General features: G+C 67.6%; 17 protein-coding genes. 12 read left to right on the plus strand and 5 right to left on the minus strand.

What is annotated here, in order from left to right; translation table 11 throughout:
- The first annotated feature begins 123 nt into the window (after nucleotides 1–123).
- From ACFSC3_RS04050 to ACFSC3_RS04070, 5 genes are all read left to right on the plus strand, one after another.
- Nucleotides 124–978: a manganese catalase family protein gene (locus tag ACFSC3_RS04050; RefSeq protein WP_380938997.1), complete on the plus strand. Its 855-nt coding sequence runs from the start codon at nucleotides 124–126 to the stop codon at nucleotides 976–978.
- Between the two features lie 22 nt (nucleotides 979–1,000).
- Complete coding sequence (locus tag ACFSC3_RS04055; protein ID WP_380938999.1) at nucleotides 1,001–1,543, plus strand: DUF4142 domain-containing protein; 543 nt, start codon at nucleotides 1,001–1,003, stop codon at nucleotides 1,541–1,543.
- Nucleotides 1,544–1,597: 54 nt separating this feature from the next.
- Nucleotides 1,598–2,452: an MBL fold metallo-hydrolase gene (locus ACFSC3_RS04060; protein WP_380939001.1), complete on the plus strand. Its 855-nt coding sequence runs from the start codon at nucleotides 1,598–1,600 to the stop codon at nucleotides 2,450–2,452.
- Between the two features lie 11 nt (nucleotides 2,453–2,463).
- Nucleotides 2,464–2,739 carry a hypothetical protein gene (locus ACFSC3_RS04065; RefSeq protein ID WP_380939003.1) on the plus strand — a complete coding sequence of 92 codons (276 nt, stop codon included), beginning with the start codon at nucleotides 2,464–2,466 and terminating at the stop codon, nucleotides 2,737–2,739.
- A gap of 217 nt (nucleotides 2,740–2,956) precedes the next feature.
- Nucleotides 2,957–3,127 carry a hypothetical protein gene (locus ACFSC3_RS04070; protein WP_380939005.1) on the plus strand — a complete coding sequence of 57 codons (171 nt, stop codon included), beginning with the start codon at nucleotides 2,957–2,959 and terminating at the stop codon, nucleotides 3,125–3,127.
- 7 nt (nucleotides 3,128–3,134) lie between these two features.
- On the opposite strand, the gene phhA is transcribed toward ACFSC3_RS04070, so the two are convergent.
- Nucleotides 3,135–4,004, minus strand: a complete 870-nt coding sequence (gene phhA, locus ACFSC3_RS04075) for a phenylalanine 4-monooxygenase (protein WP_380939007.1) — start codon at nucleotides 4,002–4,004, stop codon at nucleotides 3,135–3,137.
- A gap of 24 nt (nucleotides 4,005–4,028) precedes the next feature.
- On the opposite strand from phhA, the gene ACFSC3_RS04080 reads away from it, so the two are divergent.
- Both ACFSC3_RS04080 and ACFSC3_RS04085 read left to right on the plus strand, forming a co-directional pair.
- Nucleotides 4,029–4,673, plus strand: coding sequence for a TIGR02117 family protein (locus tag ACFSC3_RS04080; RefSeq protein WP_380939009.1), 645 nt, complete (start codon nucleotides 4,029–4,031; stop codon nucleotides 4,671–4,673).
- Entirely contained in the window at nucleotides 4,670–5,410 is a 741-nt protein-coding gene (locus ACFSC3_RS04085) for an esterase/lipase family protein (protein ID WP_380939011.1), read from the plus strand. Before ACFSC3_RS04080 ends, ACFSC3_RS04085 begins: the two co-directional genes overlap by 4 nt.
- Before the next feature lie 272 nt (nucleotides 5,411–5,682).
- Here the strand turns inward: ACFSC3_RS04085 and ACFSC3_RS04090 are convergent, their stop codons facing one another.
- On the minus strand, nucleotides 5,683–5,973 hold the full coding sequence (locus ACFSC3_RS04090) for a hypothetical protein (protein ID WP_380939013.1): 291 nt from the start codon (nucleotides 5,971–5,973) through the stop codon (nucleotides 5,683–5,685).
- Between the two features lie 21 nt (nucleotides 5,974–5,994).
- The gene (locus ACFSC3_RS04095; protein ID WP_380939015.1) at nucleotides 5,995–7,005 is read right to left on the minus strand and encodes a glycerophosphodiester phosphodiesterase; all 1,011 of its coding nucleotides are present in this window, start codon (nucleotides 7,003–7,005) and stop codon (nucleotides 5,995–5,997) included.
- A 70-nt stretch (nucleotides 7,006–7,075) separates the two neighbouring features.
- Between ACFSC3_RS04095 and ACFSC3_RS04100 the strand changes: the two genes are divergently transcribed.
- From ACFSC3_RS04100 to ACFSC3_RS04120, 5 genes are all read left to right on the plus strand, one after another.
- Nucleotides 7,076–7,576, plus strand: a complete 501-nt coding sequence (locus ACFSC3_RS04100) for a 2Fe-2S iron-sulfur cluster-binding protein (RefSeq protein ID WP_380939017.1) — start codon at nucleotides 7,076–7,078, stop codon at nucleotides 7,574–7,576.
- On the plus strand, nucleotides 7,573–8,550 hold the full coding sequence (locus tag ACFSC3_RS04105) for an FAD binding domain-containing protein (protein ID WP_380939019.1): 978 nt from the start codon (nucleotides 7,573–7,575) through the stop codon (nucleotides 8,548–8,550). Before ACFSC3_RS04100 ends, ACFSC3_RS04105 begins: the two co-directional genes overlap by 4 nt.
- On the plus strand, nucleotides 8,547–10,766 hold the full coding sequence (locus ACFSC3_RS04110; protein ID WP_380939021.1) for a xanthine dehydrogenase family protein molybdopterin-binding subunit: 2,220 nt from the start codon (nucleotides 8,547–8,549) through the stop codon (nucleotides 10,764–10,766). Before ACFSC3_RS04105 ends, ACFSC3_RS04110 begins: the two co-directional genes overlap by 4 nt.
- Nucleotides 10,767–10,867: 101 nt before the next feature.
- Complete coding sequence (locus ACFSC3_RS04115; protein WP_380939023.1) at nucleotides 10,868–11,791, plus strand: XdhC family protein; 924 nt, start codon at nucleotides 10,868–10,870, stop codon at nucleotides 11,789–11,791.
- Entirely contained in the window at nucleotides 11,778–12,389 is a 612-nt protein-coding gene (locus tag ACFSC3_RS04120; protein ID WP_380939025.1) for a nucleotidyltransferase family protein, read from the plus strand. The genes ACFSC3_RS04115 and ACFSC3_RS04120 overlap by 14 nt, the downstream gene beginning before the upstream one ends.
- A gap of 136 nt (nucleotides 12,390–12,525) precedes the next feature.
- On the opposite strand, the gene ACFSC3_RS04125 is transcribed toward ACFSC3_RS04120, so the two are convergent.
- Both ACFSC3_RS04125 and ACFSC3_RS04130 read right to left on the minus strand, forming a co-directional pair.
- The gene (locus tag ACFSC3_RS04125; RefSeq protein WP_380939027.1) at nucleotides 12,526–13,734 is read right to left on the minus strand and encodes an ABC transporter permease; all 1,209 of its coding nucleotides are present in this window, start codon (nucleotides 13,732–13,734) and stop codon (nucleotides 12,526–12,528) included.
- A gap of 210 nt (nucleotides 13,735–13,944) precedes the next feature.
- Complete coding sequence (locus tag ACFSC3_RS04130; protein ID WP_380939029.1) at nucleotides 13,945–14,643, minus strand: ABC transporter ATP-binding protein; 699 nt, start codon at nucleotides 14,641–14,643, stop codon at nucleotides 13,945–13,947.
- Between the last annotated feature and the right edge of the window lie 9 nt (nucleotides 14,644–14,652).

Consider the following 14,652-nt stretch of genomic DNA (forward strand, 5'->3'; position numbering starts at 1 on the left):
AAATGATCAGGCTCTACAATATTTATCACCCAGATAAACTGCTATTTGAGAACGCCATCGCAACAACTTGTTCGGTGCATGAGAGTTTGTTCTTCATAGAAGAATTATAACTCGGAGACGAGCATGTATTATTACGACAAGCGCCTGCAATATCCGGTCGTAGTCGACCGGCCGGACCCCCGGTTTGCTCGAATGCTTCAGCAAGCGATCGGCGGGGTCGAGGGCGAAATCCGCGTGTGCATGCAGTATTTCTTCCAGGCCTGGGGCAATCGCGCGCCGACGACGAAGTATCGCGACATGCTGCTCCACACCGCGACCGAGGAGATCGGCCATATCGAGATGCTGGCGACCGCGGTCGCGCTGAACCTCGACCAGGCGCCGGCGTCCTTGCAGGAGGAGGGGGCGACGGACTCCATCGTCGGCGCGGTGATGGGCGGCGGCAGTGCGAAGGCCGGGATCGAGAGCCTCATCCACAAGAACCTGCTGTCGGGCGGTCTTGCGGCGATGCCGATGGATTCGGACGGTGTGCCGTTCGACATGAGCCACATCTACGCGAGCGGGAACGTCGCGGCGGACATGTATTGCAACGTGGCGGCGGAAAGCACCGGCCGCGTGCTGGCGGTGCGGCTGTTCAACGCGACCGACGACGACGGCATGAAGAAGATGCTGCACTACATGATCGCTCGCGACACGATGCACCAGCAGCAATGGCTGGCGGTGATCGAGGAACTCGGTGCCGAAGCCGGCAACCTGCCGATCCCGAACTCCTTCCCGCAGGAGCAGGAGGATCAGGCGAACAACTATAATTTCTACGCGACCTCGGTCGACGGGTCGGTGCCCGAAGGGCGCTGGACGACCGGTCCGACGCCGGACGGGCGCGGCGAGTTTACCGTGTTCCGCAACGAACCGCTGGGTGACGAACCCGTGCTCGGCCCGGCGCGGCCCGACAGCGGCGCCCAGGCCCAGCAGATCGCATGACATTCCCAGCAGGAGAGCAACGATGATGAAAACCCTGTCCCTATCCGTGGCGGTGGCGCTGGCCGGCACGACGCTGACGGCGGCCGCCCAGACTCCGCCCGCACCTCCGCCGCCCGCAGCGAAGGCGCAGGCGACGCCCTATGTCATGGCCGCCGGCAAGAGCGATCTGTACGAGATCGAATCGAGCCGCATCGCGATGCAGAAGTCGCGGACGCCTGCGGTCCGCAATTTCGCCGACATGCTCATCAAGCATCACCAGAAGACGACCGCCGCGACGATGGTGGCGGCGCGCAGGGCGGGCATGAAGCCGACGCCGCCGACGCTCGGCCCCGGTGCCGCGGCTTCGATCGCCGAATTGCGCGCGGCCGGCGCTGCGGACTTCGACCGAGTCTATCTGGCGCAGCAGCTACCTGCCCACCAGGCCGCCCTGGAACTCCACCAGAGCTATGGTGCGCGTGGTGACCAGGCGGCGCTCCGGACGTCGGCGAAGGCAGCAGTGCCGATCGTGCGCAGTCACCTTACTGCGGCCGAGCGGCTGCAGGCCAACCCGCGCAACGGCATGTGACGGGGCAGGGCCGGCGCCCGACACGGCGCGCCGGCCTGCCTTCGCTGAGCGATCATGCGGATCCATCATCTCAACTGCGGGGCCGATTGTCCGCTCGGCGGCGCGCTGTTCGACGGGAAGAGCATCGGGCCGCTCGGGCATATCGTCTGCCACTGTCTGCTCATAGAAACCGACGCGCACGGTCTGGTGCTGGTCGACACCGGCTACGGCCTGCGCGACGTCGCCCATCCCCATGCGCGACCGGACCCGCGCATCACGCTGCCGTGGCGGCTGATGCTCAACATCCGGCTGCGCGAGGCGGAAACCGCAGTGCGTCAGGTCGAGGCGCTCGGCTATGCCGCGGCGGACGTCCGGCATATCGTCGTCACCCACCTCGATTTCGACCATGCCGGCGGATTGGAGGATTTCCCGAACGCCGTCGTCCATGTCATGGCGCGCGAATATGATGACGCGACCGGCCCGCATGCGGGGATCGTCGCGCGCAACCGCTGGCGCCACCGGCAGTTGGACGGCGTCGGCGACTGGCGCCGCTACGGGGCGCGGGGCGAACCGTGGTTCGGGTTCGAGGCGGTGCGCGATCTCGATGGCCTGCCGCCCGAGATCCTGCTCGTGCCATTGCCCGGCCACACCTGGGGGCACGCCGGCGTCGCTGTCCGGCGCGACGACGGGCGCTGGCTGCTCCATGCGGGCGATGCCTATTTCTACCGTGGCGAGATCCGCGGTGCGCGGCGTCGCTGCACGCCGGGCCTGCGCGCCTATCAACGGCTGATGGAGGTCGATGCGACCAGCCGCCTGACGAACCAGGAACGGCTCCGCGCGTTGTCGGTCGCGCAGCGTGGTGCGATCGACGTGACCTGCACTCATGATCCCGTCGAGCTGGAACGCCTGCAAACCGGACGGCCGCTTTAGGAGAAGAACATATGACCGAAGATTCAGCCGATATCGGCCCCGATAACGGTCGCCGCCCAAGCTTCGTCAAACCCGAGCCGGCGAATGATGATCTGATCGGTCGCGGCGAGGGCTACTCCGGACAGGAATATGACAGCGCGAGCCAGGAGGCGTGGCGCCAGCAGGAACGCGATGCCCGCCTGCCGACCGACGGCCGACCGCGTGGCAGCGGTGCGGGGGCGGGTGGCGGTGCCGCGGGGGAGGATTTCGACGAAACCACTCCCGGCGGTGCGCGGCCTGGCGGATAACGCTTCCGTCGTTCGGACTTTAGGTCGCCGATCGCGGCCCCTTGCCGCGTCCGCTGACCTATCGTCAGTCGCGCGCTGGCGGCTGCACGAAGATCGATCCGATCGGCGACGTGTGACACCGGTCGTATGACCTCGCTGCGCGCGTCAATCGCGATCCCGACAACCTCGTAATATTGCGGTCATGCGTTGCACGTGTCGGAGCGTTTACAAGAGGCGGATGATCTATCCGACCGAGTCCGAACGCCGCGAATTCCGCGCTATGGCGGAGAGCATCCTGACGATGGGCGAGCTGGACTGGCCGCCGCCGACCGTGCTCGTCTTCAAGGACTGGCTGGACGAACTCGCGATATGGAACGCCGGGCCGCCGCCGGCTCCGCCGTTCGAATAGGACGGAATCAGCCCGCCTTGGCGCGGGCGTAGTCCTGAGTCCCCAGCGTCAGGACGTGATCGTCCGCCAGCACCGCGTCGACCGGGATCGCGGGGGCGTCGACGATCTCGTCGTAGAGCGGCGCGAAGTCGGTCTCGATCGTCTGGCGGAGCAGGTCGTCGAAGCTGTCGATGACGAAATAGGTCTGTTGGAAATCGTCGATCCGATAGTCGGTCTGCATCACGCGCTTCATGTCGAGCGCGATGCGGTTGGGGCTGGGGTCGTCGAGCGCGAATTGCGATTCGGCGAAGCTGGAGACGATGCCGGCACCATAGATGCGCAGACCCTCAGGCTCGGCGATCAGGCCGAATTCGACCGTGTACCAGTAGAGGCGGGCAAGCTGCTTGAGCGAGCCCAGCTCCAGCGCGCGCAAGCCGCCGCGGCCATAGGCGGCCAGATAGTCGGCGAACACCGGGTCGGCGAGCATCGGCACATGGCCGAACACGTCGTGGAAGACGTCGGGTTCCTGGAGATAATCGAGCTGGTCAGGGCGACGGATGAAATTGCCCGCGACGAAGCGGCGGTTCGCCATATGGTCGAAGAACACGTCGTCCGGGACCAGCCCCGGGACGGCGACGACGCTCCAGCCGGTCAGCCGGGTCAAGCGGTCGCTGAGTTCCTCGAAATCCGGGATGCCGGGCTTCGACAGCTTGAGCACGTCGAGCCCGCGCAGGAACGCCTCCGACGCACGACCGGGCAGGAGTTTCGCCTGGCGCGCGAACAGCGTATCCCAGGTCGCATGGTCCTCGGCCGTATAATGCGACCAGTCCTGCGGAATGGTCCAGTCGGCGTTGGCGCCCGGTGGCGGGGCGGCGAGTACATGGGTGTCGTCGGCCATGCCGGGGAGGTAGCATAGTTGCAAATGATACGATACCGCGCGTTTCGTCTGCTTCTGGCCGTGCCGCTGATCGTCATCGCGCTCTGGGCGGCGGCAGCGGCGGTCGGGAGCCTGTGGCCAGTGAACGGCGACTGGCGGCCGGCGGACGCGGGCGTTCGCATCTACGTCATCGATAACGGCATCCATACGGGGATCGTCGTGCCGGCAGCGGGGTGGGACGACATCGTGCGCCCCGGCGACTTTCGCGACCCGCGCTATGCCGGGCACGGCTGGCGCAGCTTCGGCTGGGGCGACCGCGCCTTCTATATCGAAACGCCGACGTGGCGCGACGTGCGGGTGGGAACGGTCCTGCGCGCGGCCCTTGGGAGCGAGCGGACGGTGATGCATGTCGACGCGCTGGCCGAGCCGCGGACAGGGCCGGACGTGCGATCGATCGTGCTGCGGCCCGACGAATTCGCCCGGCTGTCCGCCTTCATCCGCGCGAGCTTCGCCCAGGGCGGGGCGATCCCGGGCTATGGGCCGGACGACGTCTTCTATCCGGCGCGCGGGCGATACAGCGCCATCCGGACGTGCAATGCGTGGACGGGCGAGGCGCTGCGTTACGCCGGCGTTCGGATCGGCGCCTGGACGCCGACATCAGGCGGTGTCATGCGTTGGTTGCCCCGATGACCGCCCGCCTGCCGCCCCCGCCGCTCAACCTGACCTTCCGCGAATGGCCGCGCGCGGCAGTGACGGTGATGCGTCTGGCGATGCGCTGGCGCGGGCTGGGCGGCGCGCATGCCGGGGACGGGCGACCGGTGATGGTGTTGCCGGGGCTGTTCAATTCGGATCGCTCGAACGTGGCACTCCGCGCGTTCCTGCGGCGGGTGGGCTATGACGCGCGCGGCTGGGGGCTTGGGCGCAATCTGGGGTCGCGGACGATCGGGGCGCAGGCCGATGGGCTGATCGCCCGGGTCGCGGCGCTGGCGGCGGAGGCCGGGCAGCCGGTGACGTTGATCGGCGTGTCGCTCGGCGGAATCATGGCGCGGCTGGTGGCGCATCGCCGGCCCGACCTGGTGCGCGAAGTGATCACGATCAGCTCACCCTATGCCGCGCATCCGCACGCGACGCGGGTGTGGCGCGCGTTCGAGCTGTTCACCGGCGAGCGCGTCGACGATCCGCACGTGACCGAACTGGCGGCGGAGATCGTGAGGCCGCTGCCGGTGCCGGCGACCGCGATCTGGAGCGCGTCGGACGGCCTGGTCGCAGGCGAGGCGTGTCGGGGTGGGGACTGTGCGGACATCGAGGTGCGCAGCGGCCATCTGGGCGTGCAGTTGCATCCGGATGTGCTGATGGCGGTGGCGGGGGTGCTGGGGGACTCGCTCACCGACGTCATCCCCGCGCCGGCGGGGACTCATTCGGGCTGACCTATCCAGTCATGTCCGAAACCAGCGTCGGTGTCCGCCCGGCTTCATGAAACCGCTGCGAAAGTTCCGGTAGTGCTCCCGCGCAGGCGGGAGCCTAGGGTCACGAGCGACTCAAGCCGTTGTACAGCTTGACCCTGGGTTCCCGCCTGCGCGGGAACACCGATCGGATTTTGTCAGTCACAGGGGCTTGCGGAGAGGTTGCGCTTGCCCGGTAATGACGGAGGATACCCTGATCCCCGTAGAGCCCACAGAAGCATCACCAATACGAAACGTCACCGCACCTTCTTGTCATGCGCGGCGACATAGCCGTCATATTCGCCGCAGCCCTCCGGGTCCTTGCGGCAGCGTTTGGCCCATTCGCGGCGTTCCTTGCCCTCGCGGGCTTCGGCCCGGCGCATGCGGCGGCCGTAGTTGCGGTCGGCTTCGTCCTGGCTGGTGGTCGCCCAGTCGGCGACCTGGCCGACGGCCCGGACCGGCATGGTGACCACGTCCACCGCGGTCTTCGCGATGCAGCCCGACAGGCCGAGTGCGGCGACGGGCAACAGGATCAGGACTTTACGCATCGAACTTGCCCCACACACTCTTCAGCGCAGCCGGCGAGCGTCGCGGGCGCGCGATCCTTCTAGCGGGAAGTCGGTGAAGAAACCATCGACGCCGAGTTCGAGATAGCGCGCGATCTCGTCGCCCAGCCGCCCGTGCGCGCGCGGATCGATGCCGATGCGCAGCGACTTGGGCAGGAAATAGTTCTCCGCGCGGAAGGTCCATGGGTGAACCTTCAGCCCCGCGGCATGGGCGTCGGCGACGAGGCGCGAGGGGGCGGCGTCACCGTCGCGGATCATGGTCTTGTTCGGGCCGATGCCGTACGCATAGGCGGCGACCGCCTTCAGCCCGTCCGGCGTCGTCATCGCGGCATAGCTCGGCATCGCGCCATCGGCGGGCGCGCCCTTCGCTTCCATCAGCTGGATCAGGCGGACCTTCGTCATCGCATGCAGGCGCTTGAGGTTCGCGACCTCGAACGACTGGATGAAGACCGGCGCGTCGGCGCTGTCCCAGCCGGCCGCCCGCAACTGCGCGACGAGCGGCGTGTCGGTTTCCAGGCCGATCGAGGCGAAATAGGTCGGGTGCTTGGTCTCGGGATAGACGCCGACATGATGCGCCTTCGCGAGCGCGATGATCTCGGCGAAGGTCGGGATGTCGAACTGGCCGTCATATGCGGTGCCGCGCAGCAGGGGCAGGCGTTCCTTCGCGCGCAGCGTCTTCAGCTCGGCGAGCGTGAAATCCTCGGTGAACCAGCCGGTCACCTTGGCGCCGTCGATCGTCTTGGTCGCCTTGCGCGCGGCGAATTCAGGATGGGCGGCAACGTCGGTCGTTTCGGAAATCTCGTTCTCGTGCCGCGCGACGAGGACGCCGTCCCTCGTCGGCACCAAGTCGGGTTCGATGAAGTCGGCGCCCTGTTCGATCGCCAGCGTGTAGCCGGCGATGGTGTGTTCGGGACGCAGGCCGCTGGCGCCGCGATGGGCGATGACGATCGGGTCGGACATGGCGCCACCTTGGCCCAGCGTCGCGAGCAGAACCAGAGCCCATCCTGCCGACATTCTCGTCCCCCTCAGGAAACCTAGCGTCCCAAATGCGTTAGCCAGACAGCCACCATGGGACCAGCCTGACATGCACTTCACGATCAACGGCGAGCGGCACGAAGCCGCGCCGGATATCCGCGCCTCCCTGCTCGACGTACTGCGCGAGCATCTCCAGCTCACCGGCACGAAGAAGGGCTGCGACCACGGTCAATGCGGTGCCTGCACCGTTCTGGTGAACGGCCGGCGCATCAACAGTTGCCTGACGCTGGCGGTAATGCATCAGGATGACGAGATCGTGACGATCGAAGGGCTCGGCACCCCGGACGCGTTGCACCCGTTGCAGGCTGCGTTCGTCAGCCATGACGGGTTTCAGTGCGGCTATTGCACGCCGGGCCAGATCTGCTCCGCGGTCGGCATGATGGACGAGGCGAGCAAGGGTTGGCCGAGCCATGTCAGCGACGATCTGGACGGCGACGTCGTGTTGGCGGACGGCGAGATCGCCGAGCGGATGAGCGGCAATCTGTGCCGCTGTTCCGCCTATCCCAATATCCGCGATGCGATCCGCCAGGTTTGGGAGGGCGCGAAGTGAAGACATTCGACTACGCCCGCGCGGACACCCCCGAGGCGGCGGTACAGGAGACGGGCGCGCGTTTCATCGCCGGCGGGACCAACCTTCTCGACCTGATGAAATTGCAGGTCGAGACGCCGGCGAAGCTGGTCGATATCAGCCGGCTCGACCTGGCCGATGTCGAGGACACCGATGACGGCGGCCTCCGGATCGGCGCGCTGGTGCCCAATTCCGACCTCGCCGCCGAACCCAGGGTACGGGAGCGCTATCCAGTGCTCAGCCGCGCCTTGCTGGCGGGCGCGTCGGGGCAGCTGCGCAACAAGGCGACGACCGGCGGCAACCTGCTCCAGCGGACGCGGTGCGGCTATTTCTACGACACCCACGCGCGCTGCAACAAGCGCGAGCCGGGCAGCGGGTGCGACGGACGCGAGGGGTTCAACCGTATCCTCGCGATCCTCGGCACGTCGGAGGCGTGTATCGCAACGCATCCGAGCGACATGGCGGTCGCGATGCGGGCGCTGGATGCGGTCGTCCTGACGCTGGCGCCCGGCGGCGACCGGCGGCGGATTCCGCTCGGCGACTTTTATCGCTTGCCGGGCGACACGCCGGAGATCGAGACGGTGTTGCAGCCGGGTGAGCTGATCACCCATGTCGAACTGCCCGCGCCGGCCGCGGGTCGCCAGACCTATCGCAAGGTTCGCGACCGGGCGTCCTATGCCTTCGCCCTGGTGTCCGTCGCTGGCGTCGTGGCGGTCGAGGACGGCCGGATCGCCTCGGCCAGCCTCGCCTTCGGCGGGCTCGGCCCGATGCCGTGGCGCGACGCGGCGGTCGAGGCTGCGCTGGTCGGGCAGGCGCCCGGCGATGCGACGTTCGCGGCCGCGGCCGACGCCCTGCTCGCCGACGCGAAGGGTTACGGAGAGAATGATTTCAAGATTCCGCTCGTGCGCCGGACGCTGACCGTGGTGCTGCGCGAGCTGACGGAGGATGCGGCATGACCGATACCAAGACGCTGCAACTCGATGCGGCGATGCCGCACAGCCTGCTCGAAGGCGCGCCGCAGGGGCTGACCGGAAAGCCGCTCGATCGCGTGGACGGACCGCTGAAAGTGTCGGGCCGCGCGACCTATGCGGCGGAATATGCGATCGATGACCTCGCTTACGGCGTGCTCGTCAGTGCGCCCTTCGCCAAGGGGCGGTTGAACGCGGTCATCGCCGACGACGCGCTGGCGGTGCCCGGGGTGATCGACGTGGTCGTCGACCTCGACAGCTTCGCCCGCAACCCGCAGCAGGGCGGCGAGGAAAAGGCCCCGACGCAAGGCGTGCGCGACATCGACTATTTCGGCGAGCATGTCGCCGTGGTGGTTGCCGAGAGCTTCGAGATCGCCCGCGATGCTGCGCATCTCGTGCGGTTCGACTATGTCGAGGGCCTGCCCGACGCCGGCTTCGACGACCGGCTGGACGAGGCGGAGACGCCATCCGACAGCCAGATGCCGGCGCATCAGGAAGCGGGTGATCCCGACGCGGCGCTGGACGCCGCCGAACACACCGTCGATGCGGTGTGGACGACGCCCAGCCAGAACAGCGCGGCGATGGAGCCCCATGCCTCGATCGCGACATGGGACGCGGAGGGGCGGCTGACGCTCTACAGCTCGCTGCAGATGCCGTCGTCGGACAAGAAGCAGCTGATGGACGCGCTCGACCTGAAGGACGATCAGGTCCGGATCGTCGCGCGCTACATCGGTGGCGGCTTCGGGTCGAAGCTGGGCATTTCGACCGAGGGGATCGCGGCGGCGATCGCGGCGCGCGCGGTCGAGCGGCCGGTGAAGGTGGTGATGGCCCGCCAGCAGGTCTTCGACGCGACCGTGCGCCGGTCGAACACGTACCAGCGCCTCGCCCTGGGTGCCGACGCGTCGGGCAAGCTGACGACCGTGATCCACGAAAATATCGTCAGCAACCTGCCCGGCGAAGATTTCTTCGAGCCGGTCGGTATCGCCACGCAGTTCCTTTACGCGGGCGAGAACCGGCGGATTACCCATGACACGGTTCAGATGAACTGGCTGCTGGCGGGATCGATGCGCGCGCCCGGAGAGGCGGTCGGCATGCTCGCGCTGGAATGCGCGATGGACGAGCTAGCGGAGAAGGTCGGCGTCGACCCGGTCGAACTGCGCAAGCTGAACGATCCCGAGAAGGATCCGACGCAGGACGTGCCCTTTTCGACGCGCAACCTGTCGCACTGTCTGGACGAGGGGGCGAAGGCGTTCGGCTGGGCGCCGACCGCGCCCGCCAGCCGGCGCGAGGGCGACTGGCTGATTGGCACCGGCATGGCCGCCTCGACCCGGAGCAACATGACGATGGAATCGTCGGCGCGGGTGACGCTGACGCCTGCGGGCGGCGCGGTCGTCGAAACCGACATGACCGACATCGGAACCGGCACCTATACCATCCTGGCGCAGATCGCCGGCGACCTGCTGGGCCTGCCGATCGAGCAGGTCGAGGTGAAGCTGGGCGATACCGATCTGCCGCCGGGGGCTGGCTCGGGCGGGTCGTGGGGCGCAGGGTCGGCGGGCAGTTCGGTCTATCTGGCGGCGGAGAAGCTGCGCGAGAATATCTGCACGGCGATCGACTGCGAGCCGACCGGCCTGACGCTGAAGGACGGCCACGCCATCGCCGGCAACAATCGGGTGCCGCTGAGCGAGATCGTCGGCGAAGGCATGAGCGCCGTTGGCACGATCAAGCCCGGCCAGAACGACGAGACGCATACCCAGGCGTCCTATGGCGCGCATTTCTGCGAAGTGCGGGTGAATGCGGTGTCGGGCGAAGTCCGCGTGTCCCGCTGGCACTCGACGTTCGCCGCGGGGCGCATCCTGAACGAGAAGACCGCGCGGTCGCAGTGCATCGGCGGCATCGTGTTCGGCATCGGCGCGGCGCTGAGCGAAGAGCTGGTCCACGACCCCCGCGACGGGCGCGTGGTCAACAACGACTTGGCCGAATATCATGTGCCCGTGAACGCCGACGTGCCGATGATGGACATCCAGTTCCTGCCCGAGCGGGACGAATGGGCGAATCCGCTCCAAGCGAAGGGGATCGGCGAACTCGGCATCTCGGGCGCGGGCGCGGCGGTGGCGAATGCGATCTACAACGCAACCGGCGTGCGCGTGCGGGATTATCCGATCACGCTCGACAAGCTGTTGCCGGGGTTGCCGGAGGTATGATCCTTCCCCATTCGTGCTCCCGCGAAGGCGGGAGCCTAGGACCGCGAGCGACGTCCCTGGTAACCCTAGGCTCCCGCCTGCGCGGGAGCACAGGGAAATAAATGGCCGATAACGATAGCGTCCTCGCCGCCGCCCGTGCGTGGAAGGGCGAACCGCTCGCACTCGCCACCGTCGTCTCGACCTGGGGCTCCGCGCCACGCCCGCGCGGGAGCCATATGCTCGTCCATGCGGACGGCCGGTTCGAAGGTTCGGTGTCCGGCGGCTGCGTCGAAACCGACATCCTCGCGACCGCAGCCGAGGTGATCGCCGGCGCGCCTGCGGTCGTGAAGCGCTACGGCGTCGCCGATGCGGCGGCTTGGGAAGTCGGCCTGCCGTGCGGCGGCGAGATCGCGGTGCTGGTGCAGCCGGTGTCGGCGGAAGGGTTCGACCCCGAACTGTTCGACCGGATCGCCGCCGCGCGCGACGCGGGGAAGGCGCTGGTCGTCACCACCGACCTGGCGACCGGGCATAGCGACCTGCGGCCGCAGACGACGGGTGAGGCCTTCCTCAATCGCTACGATCCGCCGCGGATGTTGTTGATCGTGGGCGCGGTACAGATCGCACAGTCGCTCAGCGCGCTCGCCGCGACATTGGGCATCCGGACGGTCGTGATCGACCCACGCGCCCGGTTCCTGACCGAGGAGCGTTTTCCCGGCGTGACGCTCGACGATCGCTGGCCGGACGAGGCGGTCGCCGCCTATGCGCCCGGCCCGTCGACCGCGGTGGTGACGCTCAGCCACGACACCAAGATCGACGACCCCGCGCTGATCGCCGCGCTGGCGACCGACGCTGCCTATGTCGGCGCGCTCGGCAGCCGGCGCAGCCATGCGGCGCGGCGGGAGCGGCTGGCGGAGGCGGGGCTGTCGAGCGAACAGATCGACCGCATCGACGGGCCGGTCGGGCTCGACATCGGCGCGGTCGGCCCGGCCGAGATCGCGCTGTCGATCACCGCCGCGATGATAGGAGCGTTCAATGATCCGCGCTGAGGATACCGTCCTGATCCTGCTCGCCGCCGGCCGATCGTCGCGGTTCGAAGGGAGCAACAAGCTGGAGGCCGAATTCCTCGGCAAGCCGGTCGGGTTGCATGTCGTCACCGCGCTGGAGGACATTCCGTTCCAGGACCGCTTCGTCGTGCGCGACGGCTGCTCGCTCGACTTCAAGGGCTACCGCGTGATCCACAACGACCAGCCGGGCGAGGGCATGGCGCGGTCGGTGCGCATGGGGGTCGAGGCCGCGAAGGGCGCGGGCGCGGGCGCGAAAGCGGTGCTGATCGCGCTGGCCGACATGCCGCGCGTGACGGCGGCGCATATCTATCGCCTGCTCGATGCGGCGGACTCGGACGATGCGGTGGTCGCGTCCAGCGACGGCACCCAACCGCGCCCGCCGGCACTGTTCGGCCGCGCGCGGTTCGACTTTCTCATGACACTGGAGGGCGACGCGGGCGCGCGCGATCTGGTGCAGGCGGGCAAGCATGTCGTGACCTCTCCGGCGGAGCTGATCGACATCGATACGCCGGACGATCTGGAGGCGTTGCGGGCGCTGGTCCACGCGCCCGAACTGACGATCACGCGGCCGCAGGGGTGAAAGTTCCTCTCCCTTCGGGAGAGCGAGGGAGCGGCTAAGCCGCGGACAGGTGAGGGCAGGGCGCGGTTTCCCAGCCTGCCCTCACCTTCCCGCCGCCTTCGACGGCTCCTTTCCTCTTCCATTGGGAGAAGAAGTTTTACTCGTGCCTGAGCGCGTCGATCGGGTTCAGCGCTGCTGCCCGCCTGGCCGGGAAGAAGCCGAAGACCACGCCGATCACCGCCGAGATCGCAAAGGCGATCAGGTTGATCTGAAGGTCGAATGTCCACGGCACCTTCATCAGCGGGGTGATGCCCGCGATCGCCAGCTGCGCGATGGCCAGGCCGATCAGGCCGCCGAGCATCGACAGCACCACCGCCTCGACCAGGAATTGCAGCAGCACTTCGCTCGCCACCGCGCCGATCGCCAGGCGGATGCCGATCTCGCGGGTGCGTTCGGTCACGCTGACCAGCATGATGTTCATGATGCCGATGCCGCCGACGATCAGGCTGATCGCCGCCACCGCCGCGACGATGTTGGTCAGCATCGTCGTCGTGCCGGTCAACGTGTCGCTGATCTGCTTGGTGTCGAAGATGTTGAAATCGTCCTGCTTCCCGCCCGTGATGTTGCGGCGTTCGCGTAGCAGGTCCTCGATCCCCGACTGGACCGTGCCGGTCGAGAAGGCGGAATCGACGCCGACCAGCATCAGGCGGATGTCGCGGTTGCCGGTGAAGCGGCGCTGGACCGCCTTGATCGGCATGATGACGACATCGTCCTGATCGCCGCCGAACCCCTGTTGTCCACGCGTCGTCAATACGCCGATGACGTCGCAGCTGATCCCGTTGATCCGCATCCGCGTGCCCACCGCCTGCCCGCCGCGGTAGAGGTTGGTATAGACGGTATTGCCGATGATGCAGACGGCCTTACCCGCCGCTTCCTCGGCGGGCATGAACGCGCGCCCGGCGGTCAGCGGCCAGGGCTGGACCTGGAAATAGGCGGAGGTCGTGCCGTTGATCGTCGTCGACCAGTTGGAGCCTTCGTAAATCGCGGTTCCGGTCGCCTGCGCCTGCGGGGCGACCGCGGTGACGCCGGTGACCTGCCGGCGGATCGCCTCCACATCCTCCGGCTTGAAGTCGGGGGGACGCGGCCCGCCGCCGCCGCGGCCGAAACCCTGGCCGGGGCGGATCTGCAGGACGTTGGTACCGAGCGCGGAGATCTGCTGCTGGACGGCCGACGTGGTCGCCTTGCCCAAAGTCACCATCGTCACCACCGCGCCGACGCCGATGACGATGCCGAGGATGGTCAGGAACGAGCGCAGCAGGTGCCGGCGGATCGAGCGGATCGCAAGGATGAAGGTGGTGCCGAGCATGATCCTACTTTCCCTCCCCCCGGAGAGGGGGGAGGATAGCGAAGCTTACGCGCGTGCGCGTTAGCGTAGCTTGGAGAGGGGTCGAGCGCGCCATCGGCGCGCGCGGCGCGGTGCGCCGCCTCCCCCTCACCCAGCTTCGACTAGGCGGCATAGCCGCCAAGTCTGCGCAACCCTCTCCCCCCTTTGGGGGGCGAGGGAGCAAATGAGCGCTCACGCCGCCACCTCTGCGCTACGCTCGATCCGCTCCACCAAGCCATCCTTGAAATGCACGATCGTCCGCGCGAATGCGGCCATGTCGGGTTCGTGGGTGACCATCAGCACGGTGATCCCCGAATTGCGGTTCAGGTCGGTCAGCAATTCCATGATCTCGACCGAGCGTTCCGAATCCAGATTGCCGGTCGGTTCGTCCGCCAGCAGCACATCGGGCTGGGTGACGATCGCGCGAGCGATGGCGACGCGTTGTTGCTGGCCGCCGGACAGTTCGGCGGGGGTGTGGTCCCACCAGTCCTTCAGGCCGACCTTGTCGAGCGCGGCCATGCCGAGATCGGCCCGCGTCTTCTTGTCCTCGCCGCGGTAGAGCAGGGGGAGTTCGACATTCTCCAGCGCCGAAGTGCGCGAGAGGAGGTTGAAGCCCTGGAAGACGAAGCCGAGGTATTTGCGCCGCAACAGCGCGCGCTGGTCGCGGGTCAGCGTCTCGATATGATGACCGCGGAACAGGAAGGTGCCGCCGGTCGGCACGTCGAGACAGCCGAGGATGTTCATCGTCGTCGACTTGCCCGAGCCCGACGGACCCATGACGGCGACGAAATCGCCCGCTTCGATGTCGAGGTCGACGCCCTTCAGCGCCTGGAACATCGTCGCGCCGGCGCCATAGGTCTTGGTGACGTTGCGGAGTTGGATGATGCTCATATCTCCCTC

The organism is Sphingomonas floccifaciens, assembly GCF_042681125.1.
Classification (GTDB): Bacteria; Pseudomonadota; Alphaproteobacteria; order Sphingomonadales; family Sphingomonadaceae; genus Sphingomonas; species Sphingomonas floccifaciens.

Bases quoted from the DNA above. Each gene is read 5' to 3' on its own strand.
- ACFSC3_RS04050 (WP_380938997.1), top strand. From the start codon at position 124: ATGTATTATTACGACAAGCGCCTGCAATATCCGGTCGTAGTCGACCGG.
- ACFSC3_RS04055 (WP_380938999.1), top strand. From the start codon at position 1,001: ATGATGAAAACCCTGTCCCTATCCGTGGCGGTGGCGCTGGCCGGCACG.
- ACFSC3_RS04060 (WP_380939001.1), top strand. From the start codon at position 1,598: ATGCGGATCCATCATCTCAACTGCGGGGCCGATTGTCCGCTCGGCGGC.
- ACFSC3_RS04065 (WP_380939003.1), top strand. From the start codon at position 2,464: ATGACCGAAGATTCAGCCGATATCGGCCCCGATAACGGTCGCCGCCCA.
- ACFSC3_RS04070 (WP_380939005.1), top strand. From the start codon at position 2,957: ATGATCTATCCGACCGAGTCCGAACGCCGCGAATTCCGCGCTATGGCG.
- phhA (WP_380939007.1), bottom strand. From the start codon at position 4,004: ATGGCCGACGACACCCATGTACTCGCCGCCCCGCCACCGGGCGCCAAC.
- ACFSC3_RS04080 (WP_380939009.1), top strand. From the start codon at position 4,029: ATGATACGATACCGCGCGTTTCGTCTGCTTCTGGCCGTGCCGCTGATC.
- ACFSC3_RS04085 (WP_380939011.1), top strand. From the start codon at position 4,670: ATGACCGCCCGCCTGCCGCCCCCGCCGCTCAACCTGACCTTCCGCGAA.
- ACFSC3_RS04090 (WP_380939013.1), bottom strand. From the start codon at position 5,973: ATGCGTAAAGTCCTGATCCTGTTGCCCGTCGCCGCACTCGGCCTGTCG.
- ACFSC3_RS04095 (WP_380939015.1), bottom strand. From the start codon at position 7,005: ATGTCGGCAGGATGGGCTCTGGTTCTGCTCGCGACGCTGGGCCAAGGT.
- ACFSC3_RS04100 (WP_380939017.1), top strand. From the start codon at position 7,076: ATGCACTTCACGATCAACGGCGAGCGGCACGAAGCCGCGCCGGATATC.
- ACFSC3_RS04110 (WP_380939021.1), top strand. From the start codon at position 8,547: ATGACCGATACCAAGACGCTGCAACTCGATGCGGCGATGCCGCACAGC.
- ACFSC3_RS04115 (WP_380939023.1), top strand. From the start codon at position 10,868: ATGGCCGATAACGATAGCGTCCTCGCCGCCGCCCGTGCGTGGAAGGGC.
- ACFSC3_RS04120 (WP_380939025.1), top strand. From the start codon at position 11,778: ATGATCCGCGCTGAGGATACCGTCCTGATCCTGCTCGCCGCCGGCCGA.
- ACFSC3_RS04125 (WP_380939027.1), bottom strand. From the start codon at position 13,734: ATGCTCGGCACCACCTTCATCCTTGCGATCCGCTCGATCCGCCGGCAC.
- ACFSC3_RS04130 (WP_380939029.1), bottom strand. From the start codon at position 14,643: ATGAGCATCATCCAACTCCGCAACGTCACCAAGACCTATGGCGCCGGC.